General features: G+C 43.2%; 23 protein-coding genes and 1 pseudogene. 19 read left to right on the top strand and 5 right to left on the bottom strand.

Going from position 1 to position 23,196, the window contains the following annotated elements; all coding sequences use genetic code 11:
- Positions 1–73: 73 nt before the first annotated feature.
- Positions 74–712: a class A sortase gene (locus tag GYO_RS43985; protein ID WP_014115450.1), complete on the top strand. Its 639-nt coding sequence runs from the start codon at positions 74–76 to the stop codon at positions 710–712.
- A 141-nt stretch (positions 713–853) separates the two neighbouring features.
- Here the strand turns inward: GYO_RS43985 and GYO_RS40600 are convergent, their stop codons facing one another.
- Positions 854–1,264, bottom strand: coding sequence for a YwpF-like family protein (locus GYO_RS40600; RefSeq protein WP_041521204.1), 411 nt, complete (start codon positions 1,262–1,264; stop codon positions 854–856).
- Between the two features lie 176 nt (positions 1,265–1,440).
- Here GYO_RS40600 and ywpG point away from each other — a divergent pair, with 176 nt between their 5' ends.
- The 4 genes from ywpG to ywpJ all read left to right on the top strand — a co-directional run bounded on the left by ywpG (position 1,441) and on the right by ywpJ (position 4,106).
- Entirely contained in the window at positions 1,441–1,824 is a 384-nt protein-coding gene (gene ywpG, locus GYO_RS40595) for a DynA interaction protein YwpG (RefSeq protein WP_014115448.1), read from the top strand.
- 76 nt (positions 1,825–1,900) lie between these two features.
- On the top strand, positions 1,901–2,242 hold the full coding sequence (gene ssbB / locus GYO_RS40590; protein ID WP_014115447.1) for a single-stranded DNA-binding protein SsbB: 342 nt from the start codon (positions 1,901–1,903) through the stop codon (positions 2,240–2,242).
- Between the two features lie 224 nt (positions 2,243–2,466).
- A complete protein-coding gene (gene glcR, locus GYO_RS40585) occupies positions 2,467–3,243 on the top strand; it encodes a transcriptional regulator GlcR (protein ID WP_014115446.1) in 777 nt (258 codons plus the stop codon).
- A 5-nt stretch (positions 3,244–3,248) separates the two neighbouring features.
- Entirely contained in the window at positions 3,249–4,106 is an 858-nt protein-coding gene (gene ywpJ, locus GYO_RS40580; protein WP_014115445.1) for a phosphatase YwpJ, read from the top strand.
- Positions 4,107–4,235: 129 nt separating this feature from the next.
- Here the strand turns inward: ywpJ and GYO_RS40575 are convergent, their stop codons facing one another.
- Together GYO_RS40575 and GYO_RS40570 are read right to left on the bottom strand one after the other, a co-directional pair.
- A complete protein-coding gene (locus GYO_RS40575) occupies positions 4,236–7,004 on the bottom strand; it encodes a DEAD/DEAH box helicase (protein WP_014115443.1) in 2,769 nt (922 codons plus the stop codon).
- Positions 6,991–8,601, bottom strand: coding sequence for an SWIM zinc finger family protein (locus GYO_RS40570; RefSeq protein WP_014115442.1), 1,611 nt, complete (start codon positions 8,599–8,601; stop codon positions 6,991–6,993). The genes GYO_RS40575 and GYO_RS40570 overlap by 14 nt, the downstream gene beginning before the upstream one ends.
- A gap of 204 nt (positions 8,602–8,805) precedes the next feature.
- On the opposite strand from GYO_RS40570, the gene GYO_RS40565 reads away from it, so the two are divergent.
- From GYO_RS40565 to GYO_RS40505, 13 genes and pseudogenes are all read left to right on the top strand, one after another.
- Complete coding sequence (locus GYO_RS40565) at positions 8,806–8,949, top strand: YwzD family small protein (RefSeq protein WP_003221769.1); 144 nt, start codon at positions 8,806–8,808, stop codon at positions 8,947–8,949.
- A 234-nt stretch (positions 8,950–9,183) separates the two neighbouring features.
- Positions 9,184–9,930, top strand: a complete 747-nt coding sequence (tkmA, locus tag GYO_RS40560; protein WP_014115441.1) for a protein-tyrosine kinase activator TkmA — start codon at positions 9,184–9,186, stop codon at positions 9,928–9,930.
- Complete coding sequence (gene ptkA / locus GYO_RS40555; protein ID WP_014115440.1) at positions 9,920–10,636, top strand: tyrosine-protein kinase PtkA; 717 nt, start codon at positions 9,920–9,922, stop codon at positions 10,634–10,636. Before tkmA ends, ptkA begins: the two co-directional genes overlap by 11 nt.
- A gap of 49 nt (positions 10,637–10,685) precedes the next feature.
- Positions 10,686–11,450 (top strand): tyrosine-protein phosphatase, encoded by a 765-nt coding sequence (locus GYO_RS40550; RefSeq protein WP_014115439.1) that lies wholly within the window; start codon positions 10,686–10,688, stop codon positions 11,448–11,450.
- 195 nt (positions 11,451–11,645) lie between these two features.
- A complete protein-coding gene (gene uglF, locus GYO_RS40545) occupies positions 11,646–12,968 on the top strand; it encodes a UDP-glucose 6-dehydrogenase UglF (RefSeq protein ID WP_014115438.1) in 1,323 nt (440 codons plus the stop codon).
- Positions 12,969–13,330: 362 nt separating this feature from the next.
- Positions 13,331–13,753: a YwqH-like family protein gene (locus GYO_RS40540; RefSeq protein WP_014115436.1), complete on the top strand. Its 423-nt coding sequence runs from the start codon at positions 13,331–13,333 to the stop codon at positions 13,751–13,753.
- A gap of 9 nt (positions 13,754–13,762) precedes the next feature.
- Complete coding sequence (locus GYO_RS40535; protein WP_003221757.1) at positions 13,763–14,023, top strand: YwqI/YxiC family protein; 261 nt, start codon at positions 13,763–13,765, stop codon at positions 14,021–14,023.
- A gap of 18 nt (positions 14,024–14,041) precedes the next feature.
- A complete protein-coding gene (locus tag GYO_RS40530) occupies positions 14,042–15,943 on the top strand; it encodes a T7SS effector LXG polymorphic toxin (protein ID WP_014115435.1) in 1,902 nt (633 codons plus the stop codon).
- Positions 15,944–15,947: 4 nt separating this feature from the next.
- Positions 15,948–16,499, top strand: a complete 552-nt coding sequence (locus tag GYO_RS40525) for an SUKH-4 family immunity protein (RefSeq protein WP_003221754.1) — start codon at positions 15,948–15,950, stop codon at positions 16,497–16,499.
- A gap of 142 nt (positions 16,500–16,641) precedes the next feature.
- The gene (locus GYO_RS44385) at positions 16,642–16,860 is read left to right on the top strand and encodes a PM0498 family protein (RefSeq protein ID WP_503826128.1); all 219 of its coding nucleotides are present in this window, start codon (positions 16,642–16,644) and stop codon (positions 16,858–16,860) included.
- Positions 16,861–17,082: 222 nt separating this feature from the next.
- The gene (locus GYO_RS40515; RefSeq protein ID WP_041521091.1) at positions 17,083–17,634 is read left to right on the top strand and encodes a hypothetical protein; all 552 of its coding nucleotides are present in this window, start codon (positions 17,083–17,085) and stop codon (positions 17,632–17,634) included.
- A gap of 76 nt (positions 17,635–17,710) precedes the next feature.
- Positions 17,711–18,090: pseudogene (locus GYO_RS40510) on the top strand (hypothetical protein); the annotation flags it as partial.
- A gap of 99 nt (positions 18,091–18,189) precedes the next feature.
- The gene (locus tag GYO_RS40505) at positions 18,190–18,906 is read left to right on the top strand and encodes an endonuclease V (RefSeq protein WP_014115431.1); all 717 of its coding nucleotides are present in this window, start codon (positions 18,190–18,192) and stop codon (positions 18,904–18,906) included.
- A gap of 30 nt (positions 18,907–18,936) precedes the next feature.
- Here GYO_RS40505 and GYO_RS40500 read toward each other — a convergent pair whose 3' ends face one another.
- The gene (locus GYO_RS40500; protein ID WP_014115430.1) at positions 18,937–19,803 is read right to left on the bottom strand and encodes a helix-turn-helix domain-containing protein; all 867 of its coding nucleotides are present in this window, start codon (positions 19,801–19,803) and stop codon (positions 18,937–18,939) included.
- 157 nt (positions 19,804–19,960) lie between these two features.
- Between GYO_RS40500 and GYO_RS40495 the strand changes: the two genes are divergently transcribed.
- Positions 19,961–22,246 carry a beta-L-arabinofuranosidase domain-containing protein gene (locus tag GYO_RS40495; RefSeq protein ID WP_014115429.1) on the top strand — a complete coding sequence of 762 codons (2,286 nt, stop codon included), beginning with the start codon at positions 19,961–19,963 and terminating at the stop codon, positions 22,244–22,246.
- Positions 22,247–22,306: 60 nt separating this feature from the next.
- Here GYO_RS40495 and GYO_RS40490 read toward each other — a convergent pair whose 3' ends face one another.
- Positions 22,307–23,188, bottom strand: coding sequence for a LysR family transcriptional regulator (locus GYO_RS40490; protein WP_041521090.1), 882 nt, complete (start codon positions 23,186–23,188; stop codon positions 22,307–22,309).
- Between the last annotated feature and the right edge of the window lie 8 nt (positions 23,189–23,196).

The following is a 23,196-nucleotide window of genomic DNA, read 5'->3' as shown; positions in this document are numbered from 1 at the left end:
GAATTGATCAGGTGCTTTTTTAAAAGTGACACAGCTCATTTAGGAACGAAGCATAAGAAAGGAATTTTTTTGCATGTACAAGAAAATGATCATTACGATGTTCATTCTTTTAGGACTGCTGCTTATCTGTTCTCCTTTTTTGAAAGGAGGAATCATAGCCTATCTTAGCAAAAGCCAGAGTGAGTCGGCCTTAACTATGGAGCAGCTGAAAAGAAATAATGAGAAAGAAGCGGAATTTGAATTTGATTCAATCGAGCCGCCTGAGTTGGTGGATGCCATAAAGGCTGGCTTTAATCACGATCAAAAAGCGGTTATCGGGCGGATAACGATTAAAAGTGTCAATCTAGAGCTTCCGATCGTAAAAGGCACAACCAACGAAAACCTTCTGATCGGGGCGGCAACAATGCGCCCCGATCAGAAAATGGGCGAGGGGAATTATCCGTTGGCTGGCCATCATTTGAAGCAAAAGAGTCTTCTGTTCGGACCTCTTGAAAACATAAAAACAGGTGCTCAAATTGTCATCACTGATTTTAAAAAAGACTATATTTATTCTGTGACATCCAAAAAAATCATGTCGGAAATGGATGCAGATGTGATTGAGGAGACAAACGAAAAGGAGATTACGTTAGTCACATGTGACAAGGCGGCCGAAACCGAAGGGCGCCTCGTTGTTAAAGGGGAATTGGTCGATTCTTTTGGCCATACAAATTAAATATGCAAGAGTGAAAGCACGAAAATAAAAGCTGCCGTTCTAAAACGGCAGCTTTTTTAATGTAGAACATATTGATTCAAAATGTCTATTATAACTGCTCGTCGCTTCTTTACTGGTTTCGGGGGACCATGTCCCTCATTTTTATATTTTTTGCTTAAATGCCTCAATGAGTTTTGTTCCTGTATAGCCCTCTTTTACAAGAGACTCCAGAATGGTCTCAGTGCCTTGCTGTTTTCTTGTGACCATTTGTCCGTAGATTAAAACCTGTATGCTTTCTTCCAGCTTGACGATATTTTTCACTGCTGCTGTCAGCTGGGCGGGGCGATTGCTTTTTTTCGTGATTGTTACAAATACTTTGGCTTCAGATTGGCTGTTTTGAAGCTGTTCAAAAAAAGACAGGTGTTCTTTCGCTACAAGCGCTTCGATCAGCCAGTGATTTTCACCGTCTTCTTTATTTATAATCAGTCCGTCGATAAGGGGAAACTGTTCAATTGTTTTTTCTTCCTTGTCCACTCGTTCCACATTCAGATCAACCAGTTTAAAGGTTTTCATTCCTTTTCTCACCCCGATTACTTCCAAAGTTTTCTTGCCTTTCATTATAACATAAACGTTTTAGAGGAAAAAATGCTGCAATGCTGGGGCTAAAGAATTTTGTATTGGCGAAACATTTAATAATTTCTATTTTTTCATTATACTGTAACTGACTATAGATTACGGAGAGATGTAGTATGAATCAATTTCGTTTAAAAGAAATTTATATTGACGGCACTCCTTCTGAGGATTGTTTGATTCAAAAGGAAGTAACATATATGTTAAGCCGTAAAGAAGTGTTTGAGGTCCATCTGAACAAGAGAGGCAGGATAAGCTTTTTATACGAAACGCAAGACGGCATGGAACAGTATAAAATTAAGGTGTCACTGCCGGAAAAAAAACTGAGCTTTCAGTGGTTTGCATGGGATGGTTCTTCCTATGTGTGTATGAATACGCAAAATTGGCTGACAAAGCAAATATTTTTCCGGTTTTTAAAAAGTACATATTTCTTTAAAGGGAAAAAACAAAAGATGTTTTTAGCTGAAGGAAAAATGAAAACGAAAGATAAAAACAGAGGCTGAAAGTCACTTTTACACGTTTTTCTTTTCTCATTGCATCATCTACAATACATACAACCGCAAGGAGAGGAGGAATCGCATGTTCAATCAGGTCATGCTTGTCGGACGTCTTACAAAAGATCCTGAGCTTCGCTACACTTCCGCCGGTGCGGCAGTCGCACACGTTACGCTCGCGGTAAATCGCAGCTTCAAAAATGCTTCAGGTGAAATCGAGGCCGACTACGTCAATTGCACACTTTGGAGAAAAACAGCTGAAAACACGGCGTTGTATTGCCAAAAAGGTTCTCTTGTCGGCGTAAGCGGGCGGATTCAGACAAGAAGCTATGAAAACGCAGAAGGCGTTACCGTATATGTAACGGAAGTGTTGGCTGACACTGTTCGTTTTATGGACCCTAAACCCCGGGAAAAAGCTGCCGATTGACATCCCCCTGATCCTCCCGTTTTCTATCCATTCATATTATCCGGATCTCCGCATCATCCCCTCAAAATTGACCAGTCGACCAGACTGGTTCTTTCTTTTGTGTCATTTAGGAAAAATTGGTTCTTATGATGCATTTTTGCTTAAATTCACTTAATAATGTTGAATGAAATTGAATAAAAACTTATAATTGCTTAAAGATGATTGATAAGAAAAGGAATGAGGGCGTGTACCAAGAAGAAAGATTAGTAGCGATTTTGGATTTTTTAAAACAGCATAACCGAATTACAACGGAGCAGATCTGTACGCTTCTTCAGGTGTCAAGGGATACAGCGAGACGGGATCTTGTGAAGCTGGAGGAACAGAATGCCATCATCCGTACAAGGGGCGGTGCCATTTTGCCGACTGTGCATCAGAAAATTCAAAGTTACTCTGGCCGCCTGAAAACAGTGTCCGAGGAAAAAAACAAGATCGGCAGGCTTGCCGCATCGCTCATTCATGATGGTGACCGGGTGATTTTAGACGCTTCTACAACCGTTCAGGCATGTGCAAAGCATTTGAATGCGGATGATTGTACGGTGATCACCAACTCGATTAATCTCGCGGAAGTGCTGTCCGATAAAGAGGGAATTGAAATCTATCTGCTCGGAGGCAAGCTTGAAAAGGAACACCGCTTTCTGTACGGCGCCTCTGTGATTGAAAAGCTCTCAAGCTACCACGTCGATAAAGCGCTGATCGGTGTGGTCGGGATTTCCGAACATGGCATTACAATTGCGCATGAAGAGGATGGTATGGTGAAGCGAAAAATGATCCAGCAGGCAAAGCAGGTGATCGCGCTTGCAGATCATTCGAAGCTGGGGAGCACCAGTTTTTATCAGTATGCGGAGCTGAGTGAAATCGATCTCTTGATCACAGACAAGCTGCCGAATCAGGCGTTTTGTGACTTGCTTGACCGTAACGGAGTGGAACTTCTCGTGACAGAGCAGGATGAAGGAAAGGGCTGACAAACTTGAAATTGATTGCGATTGACTTAGATGGAACCTTACTCAACAGCAAGCATCAGGTAAGCTTGGAAAATGAAAACGCGCTGCGGCAGGCGCAGCGGGACGGCATTGAAGTGGTGGTGTCAACTGGGCGCGCTCATTTTGACGTCATGTCAATCTTTGAACCGCTGGGGATCAAAACGTGGGTCATCAGCGCAAACGGCGCCGTCATTCACGATCCAGATGGCAGGCTTTATCATCACGAAACGATTGATAAGAAGCGGGCATATGATATTCTCTCATGGCTTGAGTCGGAAAACTATTATTACGAGGTATTCACAGGTTCAGCCATATATACGCCGCAAAACGGCAAGGAGCTTCTTGAGGTTGAGCTGGACAGATTCAGAAGCGCGAATCCGGAAGCAGATCTTTCTGTCCTTATGCAGGCGGCCGAGGTGCAATACAGCCAATCCGGCTTCGCTTATATTAGCTCGTTTCAAGAGCTGTTTGAGGCTGATCAGGAGATCGACTTTTATAATATTCTCGGTTTTTCTTTCTTCAAGGAGAAGCTCGAGGCAGGCTGGAAAAAATATGAGCATGCCGAAGATTTGACGCTTGTCAGTTCTGCTGAGCACAACTTTGAGCTATCTTCCCGCAAAGCTTCCAAGGGGCAGGCGCTGAAGAGGCTTGCGGAACGGCTGAATATCCCGATCGAAGAAACCGTGGCTGTCGGTGACAGCTTAAATGACAAATCGATGCTGGAGGCGGCGGGAAAAGGTGTAGCGATGGGCAATGCGCGGGAAGATATCAAAGCGATGGCCGATGCTGTCACCTTGACCAATGACGAACACGGCGTCGCACATATGATTAAACATTTACTGTAGGTTTATATGCTGCATCAAAAGCGCATCCTGTTGATAACCGGCGTAACGGATTCCTTGGAAATTCGGCGTGACGGATATGAACGGAAAAAAGCTGGCTCTTTCAAAGAGCCAGCTTTTTTATAGTCATTCTCATCGCGCTGAGGCGCTTAATGTAAACAATTCTTCGAGTTCCTGTGTGGAAAGCTCGGTAATCCAGTTTTCACTTTGGATAATTTGGTCGTTCAGGGTTTGTTTCGATTCGAGCATAACATCAATTTTTTCTTCGATTGTTCCCGTTGTAATCATTTTATGAACGTGGACAAAGCGCTCCTGGCCAATGCGGTATGCCCGGTCAGTGGCCTGGTTTTCAACGGCCGGGTTCCACCATCTGTCATAATGGATGACGTGATTGGCGGCGGTCAAATTAAGCCCGGTGCCTCCAGCTTTGAGTGAAAGAATGAGTGTCGGGTATTCTTTCTTCTGAAATTTCTCAACGAGTGTATCCCGCTCTTGCTTGGAGAGACTCCCGTTTAAAAATTGCACAGGTTCGCCGAACGTTTTTTCAAGCAGACTTTTCATCATGTTCCCCATCTGAATGTATTGCGTGAAAATAAGGCAGCTTTCGTTTTGGACGCGGATCGCTGTCATGAGTTCCAGCAATTTTTCGAGCTTGACTGATCTGCCAGCCAGCAGCTCGGTTTGATCCTCTTTTAAATAGAGCGCGGGGTGATCGCATATTTGCTTGAGACGTCCGAGCATGCTGAGGATCAACGCTTTTCTCTGCATGCCGGTCAGTGACGTCATATGGTCAAATGTGTCTTTGACAAGCTGCTCATAAAGTGATGCCTGTTCGGCTGACAGCGGGATAAATTCTTTTTCTTCCAGCTTCTCAGGAAGATTAAGCGCGACCTCTTCATCACGTTTCGTCCGCCGCAGAAGGAATGGGCGGATTAACTGCTGAAGCTGTCCGATTCTCTTTTCGTCCCGGTCTTTTTCAATCGGCAGCACATAGCGTTTATGGAAGCCCGTCAGACTGCCGAGGTAGCCTTTATTCATGAAGTCAAAAATGGACCATAGTTCAGTTAAGCGATTTTCCATTGGCGTGCCGCTCAGCGCGATATGGTGAAGCCCTTTCAGCTTTCTGATTGCACGTGATTGCTTCGTATGCGCGTTTTTAATATTTTGCGCTTCATCAAGGCAGATTGTGTTCCATGTCACAGAAGACATCTCTTCCGAATCGGCATGCGACAATCCGTATGAAGTGAGTACCACATCTGCGTTTTCGTAATGCGCGGCGAAATCATCACCTTTTGGACGGCGCGGCCCATAATGGAGCGCGACAGACAGGTCAGGTGCAAAGGTTTGAAGCTCCCGCTGCCAGTTGCCGAGTACGGATGTCGGCGCGATAATCAAATTCGGCGTTTTTTGCCGGCCGCTTTCCTTCACGTGTAGGAAATAGGCGATCATTTGAATCGTTTTCCCAAGACCCATATCGTCAGCCAGACAGGCGCCAAAACCGCTTTCTCGCAGAAACAGCAGCCAGTTCATGCCGTATTTCTGATAGGGGCGGAGAGTTCCTTGGAAAGAAGGACTGACTTCGTGCTCCGGCAGATTTTCCGCGGCCGTAAGCTTTCGAATCAGTGACCTGAGCTGTTTGGACAGATCAAATTGAATGCCGGCAAAAGCGGATGTATCAATCAGATCTGAATCTTCAAGCCCGCCTTCCCCCTGATCCATTAGTTCGCGCGCCAGAATATCAGACATGTGGAGTCCTTCAGATTCCGCTTTTTCCATCAGGCGTTTCATTTGTTTGATAAACTGCGGATCGATTTTTACCCATTGCCCGCGTATATTAACGAGGCGCCTGTTGCTGGCGACAAGCTCATTAAATTCAGCCTCAGTCAGCTCAATTCCATTTGTCGCAAACCGCCAGTTGAAATCAAGCAGCGCATTCATGCCGACAAATGACTCGCCGCGCGGGGCGGACGATACCTTTGCCTTCAGCATCATGTTGCTGTCTCTGACAATCTGCCACCAGGACGGCAGGAGAATTTCAACCCCCATATCGACAAGTGTCTCACTTGCTTCTGACAGGAAGATCCAGGCTTCTTCCTCTGAAATCAGCGTTGTCCCGGAATCAAATGACAGCCACGGAACCGTTCTGTGAAAGCGATCCTGCTCACGTGCGATTTTATCGCTGTACGCCTGCCACGATTTCTTAAGGCTCTTCAGCCCGTCAAAGAATTCAACAGCGCCGCTCTTTTTATCGCGTAAAAACATCTCGATTTTCCAATCGTCTCCGTCAAAGTCTGGCTCATTTAAGCGCAGGCCGACTGTAAATGGAGATTGATCGTCAATCCAGCCGATCCCTTCAAGAAAATCCTCTTCATCGAGAAAATGTCCGCGGAATGTCGTGACCGCAGGCGATTTCTCCTTAATGTGTTCCCATTTCTCCCGCAGGTCATCGTCGTATTGGATGTAGTCCTGCACTGCAGCGGAAAACCAATCCGCAGTAAAGCCATCTAGTATATTGTCGCGGTCCTTCCAGCGAAAAACACCGTTTGTCCATGCTTCATAGTCAGGCAGAAAATCGCCGTCTGCGATAAATTCATAGATGGTCGATGCCGCCTCGATCAGCGGCTCCGTTTCTTCTGTAAGCTGCACGGAGCTGAATGAGTTGAACGAGTTTTTGCCGAGAAGCTCTACAGTCATCCATGGAGAAAGCAAAACAGCGGTTGTCCCGATGAAGCTGACATCCTCAAGAAAGGTTCCGTAAAATGAGGATTCATGCCATTGGAACAAATGCCTTTTCATATGGCTGTAGGGAAGGGGCTGTTCATTCTCATCAAAGGCTGAGAGCGTAAATGAACCATCTTCCATTTGTTCGACGTGGATGAGAATTTCTTTAAGACTCGCCATCAATCAACTTTCCTTTCTGCAGTTCTTCTTGAAGCGCGCGCAGACGCTTGTAATGCGAGCTCAGCTGCTGAATATACCGCTCCCACACCTTCAGTTTCTTCGCTTTTCTGTACAGGGTGCGCAGTTTTTTCAAATACCGTGCGGCTTCCTTGTACGAGCTGCGGTTCTTCTGATCGATAAAAAAGGCCACTTCTCTGTGGTAAGCCGGGATAAGCGCTTCCGGATCGCTCGCTGCAATTTCCTTCAGCATCATTTTATCCATTTCATAGATGGAAAAGCCGACAAGGCTGTGAATTTCGATCCACTCGGCATACCGTTTTTTCTCATATAAGTGATGGCTGTATTCTGTGAACGTATACGGCAGACAGCCCGAAGCATAGCGTTCAAACAGCGATTGGTCATTGGTTTGCTTCACATAGGCATTCAGCAGAAGGAACAATTCGCTGATCACGTCGCGAATCTCTTTAAACGGCTTATCCAGTTTCGTATAACCCATCGCAATCGGTTCAATCCGCTGGTACCATGTTTTCAGCCGTTTCCAATCCTTCTTGGCAGTGATTTCACTCAGCCACTGAAACGTATACGGCAGCGCTTCCGGCGGGAATTCATCAGCTTCCGCAAAAATAACGTCATCATTCTTCTGCAAGAATTCTAAGTGCAGGCGCCCGAATTGCAATTCAGGAGAAAAACGCCGTCCGGCTTCTTTTTTCAAAATCTCCTGTTCGTGCGCCACCCATTTTGGTCGCGACAGCAGCGCACTCCAAATTTCACCGAAGATGCGGATGCGTTCATATTGAAAAATATCTTCTTTCAACAGCAAATGTCGGATAACTTCCGGTGTTTTTTCCAAAAACGGATCAAGCGCAAATGACAGCGCATATGTTTTTAATTTATCAATAGAGCTGTAGATTGTATCCATCAGCTGTTCAACATACGGATTGAGGGAATAAAAGTCTTGCTCGGGGTTCAGCTTGCCCGCTTCAATCAATGTGAACATCCGAAGCCACACCGCAATCGCGGAATGAATTTGGTACAGGCTTTTCAGCTCCGGCTTGTTCGGCGCATGCTTTTTTAATGCGGACAGGTAGCCGTAATAGAGGCCCTGCATGTTTTGGCTGCTTTCCGGCGTGCGCGCCTGCCAGAGAGAGAACTCTGAATCAAAAAAAGCGAGCCAGCTTGATAGCGATTCTTCATTAGGCAGCACCTTTTCCTGGAATTGGCGGCGGACGAGTTCTTTGCTTTCCTCAAGCTTTTCCCTCTCAAGCCAATACTCTGTAAAAGTACCCACCCGCTCAAACATTGCATATACATATAAAAACACAGCCAGCATATGGCGGCAGATTCTTCCGGACGGACATGAACAGCCGCTTTTGACTATGACAAACAAGTTCAATGTGACCCGCACAGGGACAACATCCTGCACAAAAGCCGTAACTTCCGTCGGACTCACTGCTTGTAAACGATAGACTGAATCCTGCCGATATAAAATAAGGGCTTTTTTGATCAGCTGAACATTTTCCTCATTGTAGGGAAGGAGTTCTTTCAACTGTTCGGCAGATGCCAGCACATCGTCTTTGGAAATCATATTCTGAAGCATGATTATCGCTCCTAACCGAGTCACGTAATAAAAAGATCCAATTTCTCTATTATATCGCAACACATCGGCCTGAAAAAGTTTTTCCTAAAAAAGGACATAAAAAATGGGATGTGTCGAATGATGTATTAGAGATTGCAAATTGATAACCGGCATCATATAATAATCGTGTTTTCAACTTAATGGAAGCTGAAAGGAACAAAAAAGATGAGTGAAAAGAAATTGAATCAAGAAGAATTTCTGAAAATTTTGATGCATGCACATGAAATTGGTGAGCGGTCATCTGAAATGACGACGAAGGAAATGCTTGAAAATTTGATTTCTCATATTAAAAATGGATATGCAACATAAGAATCCCGCACGCCTTTTGCGGGATTTTTTTAATGCGTGAATACGTGACTGCCTGAATAGGAGAAAAAGAGGAAGCTTTGTCAAAACAGTAAATAGAGCGCTTACATAAAGAATCGCCACATAACGTTTTGTAAAAAAATGTCGAATTATGTCACGTGAAAAGCTGGAGAAATGCGGTTTCTACGTTGTATAATCGTAGATGGAAAAGGATGTTATAAGAGATTTGGAGGTATCATGGGAGAATCTACTAGCTTAAAAGAGATATTATCAACGTTAACAAAACGCATACTTTTGATTATGATTGTAACCGCAGCTGCCACTGCCGCCGGCGGACTCATCAGTTTCTTCGCACTTACACCCATCTATGAAAATTCAACTCAGATTCTGGTCAATCAATCGAAAAACAACCAAAAAGAAGTCCAATTTAACGATGTTCAAACCAATCTACAGTTAATCAATACGTATAACGTCATCATTAAGAGCCCTGCCATCTTAGACGAAGTCATTAAAGAGATGGGCCTGTCGATGACATCTCAGGAACTGAATGACAAAATTACCGTATCCAGCGAGCAGGACTCCCAAGTGGTTAACATATCAGTCAAGGATGAAAACGCGGAAACAGCGGCTCATATTGCCAATACCATCGCATCTGTCTTTAAAACCAAAATCACATCCATTATGAATGTTGACAATGTCAGTATTCTGTCAAAAGCCGAGGTTTCAGACCATCCGTCACCTGTATCGCCAAAGCCGCTTCTTAACATTGCCATCGCGTTTGCGGCGGGATTGGCGGGAAGCATCGGTCTGGCCTTCCTGCTTGAGCATTTAGATAATACGATCAAATCGGAAGAGCAGCTCGAATCCTTGCTGGACATACCGGTTTTAGGGACGGTTTCCACGATTGCGAATGAGCAGAAAACAGCGAAGAGCCTACACGGTATCCAATCTGAAAAAGCGGGGAGTGGACATTTTGGCGCTTAGAAAAAGCAGCGGCTCTTGGATACGCAGAAATGTCATTGCGATGACAGAGCCGAAATCCTTGAACTCTGAACAATATAGAACGATTCGTACGAATATCGAATTTGCTTCAGTGGACCGCCAAATGAAATCAGTGATGATCACATCGGCCTGTCCCGGAGAAGGAAAATCAACGACGGCCGCTAACCTGGCTGTCGTATTTGCCCAGCAGGGAAAAAAAGTGCTTCTAATTGATGCCGATTTGCGAAAACCAACAGTACATACGGCCTTTCATTTTGAAAATATGATTGGCTTAACAACTGTTTTATTAAAGAAAAGCTCACTGGAGCAGGCTGTACAAGCCTCAAATGCAACACATCTTGACGTGCTGACGAGCGGCCCGATCCCGCCAAACCCTGCTGAGCTTCTCTCCTCGAAGTGGATGAACGAGCTTGCAGACGAAGTGTGTGCGGCATATGATATGGTCATTTTTGATACGCCGCCTATTCTTGCTGTAGCGGATGCGCAGATTTTAGGCAACGTGGCAGACGGTTCTGTTTTGGTTATCTCAAGCGGGAAAACAGAAAAGGAACAAGCCGCAAAAGCGAAAGAGGCACTTGAATCGTGCAAAAGCAAGCTCCTTGGGGCGATTATGAACGGCAAAAAGCTTTCGAAGCACTCTGAATACGGATATTACGGAAACAAGGAAAATTTCATACAAAATAAATAACGTGCAGCTTGCCCGTTATTTATTTTTGCGAAAAAAAGGAGGCTAAGACATGATAGATATCCACTGTCACATTCTTCCGGCAATGGATGACGGGGCAAGCGATTCAGCCGACAGTATAGAAATGGCAAGGGCTGCTGTTTATCAGGGAATCCGGACCATCATTGCGACACCGCATCATAAGAACGGTGTGTATGAAAACGGTCAAGCCGCAGTCAGAGAAGCGGCAGATCAGTTAAACAAACGTTTAATCAAAGAAGACATCCCTTTAACCGTGCTTCCGGGGCAGGAAATCAGAATCTATGGCGATTTGGAACGGGATCTTGCTGAACAGCAGCTGCTTACACTGAACGATACTAAATACATTCTGATTGAGTTTCCGTTTGATCAGGTTCCCCGATATGCGGAGCAGCTTTTTTATGATTTGCAGCTGAAAGGATATATTCCGGTTATCGCCCATCCTGAACGCAACAGGGAAATTCGCGAAAACCCGTCCTTGCTGTATCATCTTGTGGAAAAAGGAGCGGCATCTCAAGTGACTTCAGGAAGTCTTGCGGGTACTTTCGGAAAACAGATGAAAGCATTTTCTCTCCGGCTGGCTGAAGCCAATTTGATTCATTTCGTAGCATCAGATGCTCATAATCTGAAAACAAGAGACTTTCATTACCAGGAAGCCCTTCATGTTCTTAAGAAAGAATTTGGTCCGGAATTTCCTTATATGCTGACGGAAAATGCCGAGCTTCTCCTTCAGAATCAGACGATCTACAGGCAGCCTCCGCAGCCGCTCAAAAGAAGAAAATTATTTGGGCTCTTTTAAACAGCCGGTTCTCATTTCACCACTTTCTTTCTGAGAGCGATATAATAGTATACTGTATGATTGAATCACATTTCAGAAATCTGTACAGGCTGTACCCGACAGGCTATGCGGGAGATCATCCGCATTCATGATAGGATGTTCTCATACGATAATACGAAAGCTGCAAAGCAGCAATTTAACTGTTGGAGGGAAACAATGAATATAACAGTCATCGGAACAGGCTATGTCGGTCTTGTGACAGGTGTTTCTCTTTCTGAGATTGGACATCATGTAACCTGCATTGATATTGACGCTCACAAGATTGATGAAATGAGAAAAGGCATTTCCCCCATATTTGAACCGGGTCTTGAAGAGCTGATGAGAAAAAATACAGCTGATGGACGGCTGAACTTTGAAACGAGCTATGAGAACGGCTTGGCACAGGCAGACATTATTTTTATAGCGGTCGGCACACCGCAGAAAAGCGACGGGCACGCGAATCTGGAGCATATTACAGATGCGGCCAAACGCATCGCCCGGCATGTCAAACGGGATACCATCGTGGTAACGAAAAGCACAGTGCCCGTCGGAACAAATGATTTGATTGATGGGCTAATCACTGAACATCTTGCAGAGCCTGTGAGCATTTCGGTCGCATCCAATCCTGAATTTTTACGTGAAGGATCGGCAATCTATGACACGTTTCATGGCGACAGAATCGTGATCGGAACGGCGGATCAGAAAACAGCCAAGACGCTTGAGGAGCTTTTCCGTCCGTTTCAAATCCCGATTTATCAAACAGATGTCAGAAGCGCCGAGATGATCAAATATGCCTCAAATGCTTTTCTGGCCACTAAGATCAGTTTTATAAATGAAATTTCAAATATATGTGAAAAGGTTGGCGCCGATATTGAAGCAGTCGCGTACGGCATGGGACAGGATAAGCGGATCGGGAGCCAGTTTTTAAAAGCCGGCATAGGCTACGGCGGCTCTTGTTTTCCGAAGGATACAAACGCTCTCGTGCAAATTGCCGGCAATGTCGAGCATGATTTTGAACTGCTGAAATCGGTCATCAAAGTCAACAACAATCAGCAGGCGATGCTGGTTGATAAAGCGCTGAACAGGCTCGGCGGGGTGATGGGAAAAACGATTGCCCTTTTAGGGCTGTCATTTAAACCGAATACGGATGATATGAGGGAAGCGCCGTCGATTGTCATTGCAGACCGTCTCGCTGCGCTCGACGCCCATATTATAGCCTACGATCCCATTGCCGCCAGCCATGCGAAGCATGTTCTCCCGCAAGCTGTTGAATATAAAGAGACGATCGAGGAAGCAGTCAAAGGCTCCGACGCCGTCATGATTTTAACCGACTGGGCCAACATTAAACAATTCCCGTTAGCGGCCTATCAGAACTTGATGAAAACGCCGCTCATCTTTGACGGCAGAAACTGCTACACATTGGATGAAGCAGCTGAGGCAGGAGTGGAGTATTACTCTGTGGGACGGAAGGCGGTTGTTCCGTCAGGTGCAATTCAATAGTTGGAAAAGAGAAAACTGGCTGGAAGCCAGTTTTTTTCTTTTCTACTACGGTTTAAAGGGAAAAAACAAAATATGCTCTTACGACAAGAGACAGATCATCAACATCTGTCTCTTTCAAGTGTCTTTATAACTACGACTTTAGGTGTTTTCATCTTATAAAACGCTTTCGTTGGCTGTATAACGAACAAAAACAAGATTATAGACCTACACATTGCGAGCATTATACGTCGAAATTAAGCCGTTTACCCTATTTAAGCCGCCTTCTGGCTATTTTAAAATATAATATATGGAAATAAAGTATGGAAAAGTCTATCTTCATCAGCCCCTCCATACGACTTTTTGAGTATTAAGAGGTGAATCAGATGGGTTATGAAAGTATGTTAGCGGATATCAAAAGTTCGCTCAACGGAAAAATTTCCGACGTAGAAGACAAGATCGAAAAGCTGAAAAAAGCAAAAAAGGACATAGACACACTGCAAGAAGAGGCAATTACTGAAATCAAAGACATTGTGAAACCGGAATTAGGCAAGCACTGGACGGGAACAAAAGCGGATGATTTCGACAAGGGCAGAGAAAACGCAAAATCGGAAGCATCCAAGATTGTGAATGATAAATATAACGAGTATATGGCTTCGATTCAAAGCAAAATATTTTGGCTTGAAACAGAGAAATTCGAGCTGAATTTGACAAAAAGCGCAGCGAATGCCGCAGGCGACCTTCTTGCTAAAGGAGAAGAGTTCGTGGAAGAAGCGGGAAGACAAATTAGTAAACTAAAATGGTGGTGATCTTTTTTTATGTCAGAAATTAAGCTGAAGTACGACACAGTCATCAAAACCTTAGATTCTGTCAAAGACGCGCTGGCTGACGTATCAATCGGCGCCGCAGGATCAAATGGAAAAAACAGCCTCGATTACACGAAAAAATATCATGAGCGTGAGGAGAACATCAAAACCATGCTCGGAGATTATAAAAAAGCGGTGCAGAAAAATATCGAGGATACAAAGGACAACGTAGATTCACTCAAAGAGCAGGACGAGGCGATAGCTGTAAAATAGAAGAGAAAGGGCAGTGCGATGAGCAAAGTATTTGAATCTAAATCTTTAATCGAAGAAGCGAAGAGCAGAAAAAAGCAATATGAGACGCTTGAGGAGCAGCTGAATACTCTGAAAAAAGCGTTTCAGGAAGTGGCGGATTTAGGCGACAATTTTAAAGGAAAAGGCGCGGACAATATTAAAGATTTCTTTCAGGGACAGGCGGAAATCGTCGAAAGCTGGCTGACTCTTGTCTCTGCTCAAATTGCGTTTTTAAATGGCATTTCAGGAGACATTAAAGATCAAGAACTGAATGATTCATATGTGGAAACTTCTTTTTTGGATCATGAGCTGTCCAATGGAGACTTGAAAGCCTCAGAAATTGTCTCCGCTCATAAAGAAGAAATCGACTCCATTTTGTCAGGCATCAGCGATATTATTGATCTCGACATGTACACGCTTGACGACTATGCCGATAAGATGGGCGATGCCCAAAAAATCAGACGTGAGACAATCACAGCAGTCGATAAGCTTGATGAATCCCTGACCACTGAGTATCAAAATTTAGAATCTCTGGACAACGCAGTGCTCACCAAATATTCTGTTCTCATGCAGGCCACCAGCAACGGGAAGAGCGCATCCCCTATGTACTATGACAAAAAAGCCTTCCACAGCAATGAAGTCTACAAAAGCGTCATTGAAGTAGAAAAGCAAGGAACGACCTATATCGATGCAAAAGCCCAGCAAGCCGAAGCCAGACGGCTTCAGGAAAAGGCTGAAGAAGAAGCAAATAAACCATGGTACGAAAAAACATGGGATGGAGTTTGCAACTTTACTGGAGAAGTCACTGGCTATTATGATTATAAAAGAGCAACCGAAGGTGTTGATCCGGTTACCGGAGAAAAACTCTCCACCGCAGAACGTGTGACAGCAGGAGCTATGGCAGCAGCTGGCTTCATACCGGTCGTCGGCTGGGCAGGCCGCGCCTTCAAAGGCGGAAAAGCCATCTACAAAACCGGAAAAGCGGCTATCGCGGCCGATCACGCTTTAGATGCCTACAAAACAGGCAAATCCTTAGATATCCTCAAAATGTCAGAAATGGGCGCATACGGTCTTGTTGCTTCAAACGGATTCTCAGAAGCCGTGACAGGCAGAGACATGTTTGGAAACAAAGTGTCTGAGGAGAAGCGGAAGCAGGGGGCACTGGAAGCGGCTTTAAGCTTAGTTGGCGCAGGTGCATTGGCGAAACACATTAATAAAGGCATCCCGCTTGCAACCCATTCAAAAGTCCAAAAAGCTAACAAGACACTAGAAAAAGTAAAACAATTCAAAGTCCCAACAAACGTCCGCGTATACGCAGAACGCCCAGTAACTCCTGACGGCCTCACGTTCGGATTCCCGACAGTCCGTGTAGATGTTGAAACGAAATCTGTTAAAGATCTTGGGATTGTGAAGATGATGGGGAAATGGAGTAATGGTGGCGAATATGATCGGATTAGAGGATATACAGGTAGAGATCTTTCAAAATACGATAATAAGTATTTAATCGATCCTAGGCTTGTAGTAGAGATGAATTTTAAGGGGAAAGGCAAACCTGGAACAAATGCAGCTGGCTGGGAAAGAAATGCGAAAAAATTTTTTAACACGTTACTTAAAAGTAATCCTGAGTTTTGGAGTGCTGAAAATACTGCTAAGATTAAAAGAGGAAGAGTTCCAGTTGTTGATGAGCAATTTATAAAACATTTTCCACAGTATGCAGATTACTTAAAAGATCCTATGAGACATCATCATATTGGAGAAGGAGGTCAAGCAGCAGCTTTACCTAAAAGCTTGCATCCTGGATATGGTGGTATTCATAATGTTGAAAAAGAATGGGGAATTACCGGAGTAGATGATCAAATTGCGAATAGACTAGAAACATTCAGAAAAGAATCAGGAAGGTGACAAGATGTTATTACCAGAAGAATTTAATAGAAACTGGGATGTTAATAAAAATGGTCCATTATTAAAGTTTTTATATGATGATCTAATAGAGACTCCTTTTTCGGAGGAATTTAAACGATTTTTATCTTTAGGTGGCTTACCTGAAACACCTCCACCTTATTTAGATTTTACTTCCTCTCAATCATCATTTAAACCAATTACGAGTATCTTTGATATGTCTGAAGCATTTCGAAAATATTGGTTGTTAGGATCCACTGGTTCTGGAGATCCAATATGTATTATTGAAAATAACGAGAGAATCGTTTATCTAAATAATGGTGATGAATATAAAGAAGTATTTATTAACTCTTCAATAAATCAATTTGCAGAATGTATATTACTTTTCTCAGAAATGATTGACAAGGCTGTACAAATAAATGGTGAGGATGCCTTTATTGATAATGACATTCCGGAATATGTAATAGAGTGGTTGAAAGAAGAACTTAAAAGAGTAGACTCAAATTGTATAAAAGAAGGAAGCTTTTGGGATATTGAAATAGAAAATTTATATGAATAAGGAAGAGAATTATTACCTTTATAGGCTGATGCCTGTTAAAGGCCCCTTTAAAATGAAGACTAAAAGAACGACTTATAGATCTGACCAATACAAAAGGTCGACATATCTAATTTAACGGATGTTATTTCTCCCAATATAGTTAATGGTAGACGATTGCTTTATTCTGGACCTAGAGTATGAGTTAACTGATAGTCCAACTATAAATTGGAATAGAACTTTGAAAATGTATGGTGACAAAACAGGGGATGAAGCATCCTGTAATATGCTCTGCATAAACGATTATTTAGACTACAGTGATTTGTCCGATGAAGAGATTTTAATTTACGTCTTCAGGTTATGGATGGCTGGGAGCATCATTTAAATGAGAAATTTCCTAAAGGAGGATATTGAAGAAGAGTACGGAAACGAAGCTATCCTAGTAATAGAAATTAACTGTGATCATAAAATTTAATCGTAAAAGCAGGTGCGGTAAACTACCTGCTTTTATAGTTCTATTATAATTTGCGAAAGCAAGAGAATATCGCATTCGATCAATGTACAGATGTTGAAAAGGCCATTGATAGGAACGGATTGTGGTTAAATCATGGAACATGGAATAAGATTTACTGTTGAAAACCTGGAGATAGGTGAATTGCTGCATCGTCTTTTAGTGAAGAGGGAATTAGACGAATGGTACAAAAACAAAAGTGCGGAAAAAATACAAGTTCCTCAAGAATTTAATCAAATAAAACACCTGAAAAAAATTGAAGTTAGAGATTTGAATAATCCATCTGGGGACATAACTATTCAACTACTTGATCTTTCTGGAGAAAATGGATTTCATTTAGAACAGCAAATCAATATGAAAGTATCTAAATTGGTTCCTGTTTATGTACTAGATTATAGTTATTCCCTAAGACACGATTTAATTGATGGCGCTTATGATATTGTAGGAACAGCTGAATCTTTAGAATTAATACAGGGTACCAACTATATTAATAAAATAATGAAAGAAAAAGGTTTTATTGAGCTCAGTTATTTATATGATTACTATGATACGGTTTATGAGTGGAATCAATTACCTGATTTACAGCCTTTCAACAGAAGATTAACATTAGGAGATGCCTTGTTTACCGATGTATTAGAATTGCTATAGTTAAAAACTTGCCGTGTTGTCATCGGCAAGTTTTTTTATAGATAGGATAACAATGTGGAGTACAAGGAGAAGCGGCATGAGCAGAGATCATATTTCTCAATTGCAGCCATTAAAAATCTGTGATGGCTGGTCTGTAGGATTGAACAATTTAAATTCAGAAAAAAGAACGGAAGAAGAATATGAACTACTAATACTGCAAAATGAAAAACGTAATGCCATTATTAAGGTAATATATAGAGAGGATCAATACCATATCAAAGTGGTTGGCTTAAAAATAAATAAGATTTATGACGTAGAATCTTTTGATAAAATAGAACATGTATTAGAAGAGTTAGAATATCAAATCTGGAGTGTGGGAAGTGGGGTTTTAGAGGATTTGCAGCCACTAAGCCAACAGGTTCCCAATTTTTTAAACTTAGGATTCCAACGGGTTGGACTGTCGATTATATTACATTGTGGATGGTATGGAGATTATCCTAATGGAAGTTTTATCGCCTTCAATACATCTGAACAGAGAAAACTATTTTAAGAAGTAAAGAGAGGAAAACTAGTGAAATGAAAGTACATCAAATTCACGATTTTCATCTAAAAGATGAATCGGATTTTGTTCAAACACAACAATCCCTTAAACATAAAATCGACCTATCACCCTCCATCACCCCAGACTCCATCAACACCTGCGCAGGCGTCGACCTCGCTTATTGGGAGCAGGACGGCGAACCGTACGGGGTGTGTAGTATTATCGTGATTGATGCTGATACTAAAGAAGTCATTGAAAAAGTGCACAGCATGGGGAAAATCAGTGTGCCGTATGTTGCTGGCTTCCTTGCGTTTCGTGAGCTGCCGCTGATCATCGAGGCGGCGAAAAAACTGGAGACGGAGCCCGATGTGTTTTTGTTTGATGGCAACGGGTATCTGCATTACAACCATATGGGCGTTGCCACCCATGCTGCTTTTTTTCTCGGTAAGCCGACAATTGGGATTGCGAAAACCTATCTCAAAATCAAAGACTGTGATTTCGTCATGCCTGAAAATGAAGTTGGTGCATATACCGATATTATCATTGATGGCGAGGTATATGGTCGGGGGTTGCGGACGCGGCGGGACGTGAAGCCTATCTTCTTGTCTTGCGGAAATCATATTGATTTAGAAAGCAGCTATCAGATCACGATGAGCCTGATCAATCAAGAAAGCAGGCTGCCAATCCCTGTCCGCCTTGCTGACCTAGAAACACATATCTTGCGAACGTTCTATCAGAAAAATCACGTGTAACACTTGCAGGCCCGGAACTGCAAGTGTTTTTTATTGATTTCTGTATATTTCGCTTATATATAAAGACGGGGACACTCCAGTCACCCGTTTGAACACTCTGCTGAAGTAATAAGGGTTAGAAAAGCCTAATGTGCTGCTGACTTCAGTTACATTTAAGTTGGTTGTTTTGAATAGATCAATTGCCTGTGCAATCAGCAGTTCATTTTTATAAGCTGTTATGCTTTTCCCGGTTTGCTTTTTGAAGAGGGAGGAAAGGTAGGCATAATTCATTTCTAAAGCATCCTCAAAGTCTCTGCTGACCAGCTTTGCATGCTTGTTACGGTGCAGAAATTCAATGATTCGGCTGATGACCCTTGAAGAGCGTGTGCCGGCCTGACTGTTTATAGCATTTCTATACAGATCAATGAAGAGTTGATAGGTGAGAGAACACGCTTGGAGCGCCCTGAAAGCACTTGGTGATTCAAAGGCATGAACAATGCTGCTCAGCTGTTTTTCTGTGTACTCACGATGAGAGACAGAACCGCTTTTCGGAAAGGTTAATTGTGATGAATAGATGCTGTCGAGAAGGATTGGTGAATTGTGAAATGGAGAAAACTCGTCCTCCTGATCCACGGAAGGTTCGGCATAAAAATGAATGTAGTACCATTCGGTGCCGGGTGTATAAAAATCGCCTCCCCAATGCGGTGTATTGTTCTTAAGAAAAAGATATCCCCCCGCCTGAATGCGGTACTCGTTTTCGTTCTCAAATACATGGATCGCGCCTTGTTTTACGTAAAAAAATACACTGATTCTATCCATCGTCCTGTCAGGGTGACGTAAAGTCCCTTCTGTATCCTTCATATGTCCGGCCTCACGGATTTTAGGGAGATGATTGGCTTGGAGTTTTACTTTATACATGGCTTCACCATCTTTCGCTATTCTTATCTCCAGTGTAACGGTTCAATCTAAAAAAAGGATATGTTTTTGATAAATAATGAATTCACATCCCATATCATCATTTGGATAATGAAAGCATCACCATGAATGATGAAACGTGATAGGGGGAGATCGAGATATGAAAGATGTAACATTATTAAAAGGTATGTTTTATGATTCCCAGATGAAAGGGAAGGAATATTTGCTTTTTTTGGATGTAGACCGTCTTTTGGCTCCGTGTTATGAGGCTGTATTACAGACGCCTAAAAAACCGCGCTACGGCGGGTGGGAGGCAAAGGAAATTGCCGGGCATTCGATCGGTCATTGGCTGTCAGCCGCATCAGCCATGTACCAGGCTTCCGGAGATGAAGAACTGAAAAGAAAAGCAGAGTACGCAGTGAATGAGCTGAGTCATATCCAACAATTTGATGAAGAGGGATATGTAAGCGGTTTCTCCAGAGCGTGTTTTGATGAGGTGTTCAGCGGTGATTTTCGGGTGGACCACTTTAGTCTGGGAGGTTCTTGGGTGCCGTGGTACAGCATCCATAAACTGTTTGCGGGATTAATAGATACGTATCGGCTAACCGGCAATCAGACGGCTTTACGTGTCGTCGTCAAGCTGGCTGATTGGGCAAAAAAGGGGCTGGATCGTCTGACGGACGAGCAATTTCAGCGTATGCTGATATGTGAACATGGCGGGATGAATGAGGCGATGGCCGATCTTTTTATGCTGACGAAAAACAAAGCATATCTTGAACTTGCGGAACGTTTCTGTCATCGTGCCATTCTTCAGCCACTGGCAGAGGGGAAGGATGAGCTTGAAGGAAAGCATGCCAATACCCAAATTCCAAAGGTGATCGGGGCCGCCAAGCTGTATGACATTACTGGTAATGAAGCATATAGAAATGCCGCGCTCTTCTTTTGGGAACAGGTTGTATATCAGCGTTCCTACGCAATTGGCGGCAACAGTATTGGAGAGCATTTCGGAGCGGAAGGCAGCGAGGAGTTGGGGGTGACAACCGCAGAAACGTGCAATACGTATAACATGCTGAAATTGACCGGGCATTTATTCCGGTGGTTTCACGAAGCGAGATTTATGGATTACTATGAGAATGCGCTTTATAATCACATTCTTGCTTCCCAAGATCCTGATTCAGGCATGAAAACCTATTTTGTTTCCACACAGCCGGGGCATTTCAAGGTGTATTGTTCTCCAGAAGATTCTTTTTGGTGCTGTACAGGCACCGGGATGGAAAACCCTGCGCGCTATACGCAGCATATTTATGATATAGACCAAGACGATCTGTATGTGAATTTATTTATTCCTTCACAAATAAACATGCAAGAAAAACAACTGATCATCACACAGGAAACCTCTTTTCCAGCAGCCGAAAAAACCAGGCTAGTTGTCAAAAAAGCTGACGGTGTGCCTATGACACTGCATATTCGTATTCCTTATTGGACAAATGGCGGCCTTAAAGCTGCGGTCAATGGGAAACGAATTCAATCGGTTGAGAAAAATGGGTACCTCGTTATTCACAAACATTGGAATACAGGAGATTGTATTGAGATTGATTTGCCGATGAAACTCCACATCTATCAAGCGAAGGATGATCCTAAAAAAAGCGTCCTGATGTATGGGCCGGTTGTATTGGCAGGAGCACTAGGCAGAGAGGACTTCCCTGAAACAGATATACTTGCTGATCATCTCGCCCTCAATAACCATCCGTTAATTGATGTCCCTGTGTTGGTGGCGGATCAGCGTCAATTGGATCATTGGGTGAAGCGGGTAGATGAAACATCACTCGTATTTCAAACGAAACGGATTGGCCAGCCGGGGAATGAAGAAATCACATTCATACCGTTCTACAATGTGCATCATCAGCGGTATTCCGTTTACTGGTATGTGATGACCGAAAAGGAATATCTTGATTTTACAGATGAAGAAAAAGAAAGGCAGGAAATCATCAGACGCATAACCGTTGATGCCGTTCAGCCGAATGAACAGCAGCAGGAGATAGAACATCACTTGAAAAAAGAAAACTCTTACTCCGGTTACGCAAGTATCGTTCACAGAGGCTGGCGAGACAGCAGAGGAGATGGTTTTTTCAGTTATGAGATGAAAACAGAGCCGAGTCAACCCATGTATTTGCTGGTCACTTATTTTGGAAGTGATGATACCTTTCAATCGGAGGAACAAACATACGAAAGAAATTTTGAGATCATGATAGATGATCAACTACTGGCCAGACAGCAGCTAAAGGCAAATCACCCAGGAAGGCTTTTTGATGTATGTTATGACATTCCAGTTGCATATACGAAAGGAAAAGAGAGAGTAACTGTCACGTTCAAATCAAGAAAGGGAACAGCAGCCGGCGGAGTGTTTGGGGTTAGGATGATTAATGAAAAAATGGTTTTACATTGAATGCATATCGATATGAAGCTTGTTCACTCAAAAACTTGCGACCCATGGGCCGCAAGTTTTTTATTTGAATGTTTTCCGCGTCAAATCGATAAAAGCCTTTAATGGCGCAGACATCCACTTGTCCTTATGCCATGCTAGTTGAGTGAAAACGGGGCAATCGCTCTGCCAATTGAGTTCTTTCATCCGGCCTGCTGCAATATCATCTTTTACTGTCATTTCAGGCAAGATTCCAATCCCAAGTCCGGCCATCACGCATTGTTTGATGGCTTCTATGCTGACGAATTCCAATTTATTAGGATAGACACCGGAGTCATGTAAAGTATTCTCAAAGAGCGTGCGGTACGAGCAGCCGTCCTCTGTCAGCAGAAGAGTTTCGTTTTGAAGATCCTTCAATGTTACTGGTAAATCCGCAGGAAAAAGATGGTCGTTAGCAGCCACCATTTTGATCTCATCCTGAATCAAAGATTCAATGTGCAATGTGTCGTCCGGTCGGTTTACATCCAAGATGAAGGTGATATCAAGCTGGCCCTGTAAGAGCTGTTCTTTTGCTTGTTCATTGGAGATATATGGTTTGAATATGAGCTTTACTTGGGGAAAAGCGTGTTTAAATTCTTTTATGATAGGCGGAAGGCGGTATGTGCACTGGCTTTCCGTCGCCCCGATTTTTAAGGTTCCCGTTGTTTCTCTTACTTGATTTGCGGCCATTTTCGCCTCTTCTGTTAAAGTAATGATCTTCTCCGCATAGGATTTGAACGTTTTTCCTGATTCTGTCAAGATAAGCCGTTTGCCGAGCCGTTCAAATAAAGGAGTCCCGATTTCTTCTTCAAGTGATTTGATCTGGGAGGTAATGCTTGATTGTGCATAATTAAGCATCTTGGCGGTAAGGGTGAAGTTTACATGTTCTGCCGCCGTAACAAAGGTGATCAGCTGCTTCAATTCCACCTGTCTCT

It is taken from the genome of Bacillus spizizenii TU-B-10, from assembly GCF_000227465.1.
Taxonomy (GTDB): Bacteria; Bacillota; Bacilli; order Bacillales; family Bacillaceae; genus Bacillus; species Bacillus spizizenii.
Note: the sequence above shows the minus strand (reverse complement) of the source record. Positions and strands in the feature narration are given on the sequence as shown.

Excerpts from the sequence above, each read along its gene's own strand:
- GYO_RS43985 (WP_014115450.1), top strand. The coding sequence starts at position 74 with ATGTACAAGAAAATGATCATTACGATGTTCATTCTTTTAGGACTGCTG.
- GYO_RS40600 (WP_041521204.1), bottom strand. The coding sequence starts at position 1,264 with ATGAAAACCTTTAAACTGGTTGATCTGAATGTGGAACGAGTGGACAAG.
- ywpG (WP_014115448.1), top strand. The coding sequence starts at position 1,441 with ATGAATCAATTTCGTTTAAAAGAAATTTATATTGACGGCACTCCTTCT.
- ssbB (WP_014115447.1), top strand. The coding sequence starts at position 1,901 with ATGTTCAATCAGGTCATGCTTGTCGGACGTCTTACAAAAGATCCTGAG.
- GYO_RS40575 (WP_014115443.1), bottom strand. The coding sequence starts at position 7,004 with ATGGCGAGTCTTAAAGAAATTCTCATCCACGTCGAACAAATGGAAGAT.
- GYO_RS40570 (WP_014115442.1), bottom strand. The coding sequence starts at position 8,601 with ATGCTTCAGAATATGATTTCCAAAGACGATGTGCTGGCATCTGCCGAA.
- GYO_RS40565 (WP_003221769.1), top strand. The coding sequence starts at position 8,806 with ATGAGTGAAAAGAAATTGAATCAAGAAGAATTTCTGAAAATTTTGATG.
- tkmA (WP_014115441.1), top strand. The coding sequence starts at position 9,184 with ATGGGAGAATCTACTAGCTTAAAAGAGATATTATCAACGTTAACAAAA.
- GYO_RS40550 (WP_014115439.1), top strand. The coding sequence starts at position 10,686 with ATGATAGATATCCACTGTCACATTCTTCCGGCAATGGATGACGGGGCA.
- uglF (WP_014115438.1), top strand. The coding sequence starts at position 11,646 with ATGAATATAACAGTCATCGGAACAGGCTATGTCGGTCTTGTGACAGGT.
- GYO_RS40540 (WP_014115436.1), top strand. The coding sequence starts at position 13,331 with ATGGGTTATGAAAGTATGTTAGCGGATATCAAAAGTTCGCTCAACGGA.
- GYO_RS40535 (WP_003221757.1), top strand. The coding sequence starts at position 13,763 with ATGTCAGAAATTAAGCTGAAGTACGACACAGTCATCAAAACCTTAGAT.
- GYO_RS40530 (WP_014115435.1), top strand. The coding sequence starts at position 14,042 with ATGAGCAAAGTATTTGAATCTAAATCTTTAATCGAAGAAGCGAAGAGC.
- GYO_RS40525 (WP_003221754.1), top strand. The coding sequence starts at position 15,948 with ATGTTATTACCAGAAGAATTTAATAGAAACTGGGATGTTAATAAAAAT.
- GYO_RS44385 (WP_503826128.1), top strand. The coding sequence starts at position 16,642 with ATGGTAGACGATTGCTTTATTCTGGACCTAGAGTATGAGTTAACTGAT.
- GYO_RS40515 (WP_041521091.1), top strand. The coding sequence starts at position 17,083 with ATGGAACATGGAATAAGATTTACTGTTGAAAACCTGGAGATAGGTGAA.
- GYO_RS40505 (WP_014115431.1), top strand. The coding sequence starts at position 18,190 with ATGAAAGTACATCAAATTCACGATTTTCATCTAAAAGATGAATCGGAT.
- GYO_RS40500 (WP_014115430.1), bottom strand. The coding sequence starts at position 19,803 with ATGTATAAAGTAAAACTCCAAGCCAATCATCTCCCTAAAATCCGTGAG.
- GYO_RS40495 (WP_014115429.1), top strand. The coding sequence starts at position 19,961 with ATGAAAGATGTAACATTATTAAAAGGTATGTTTTATGATTCCCAGATG.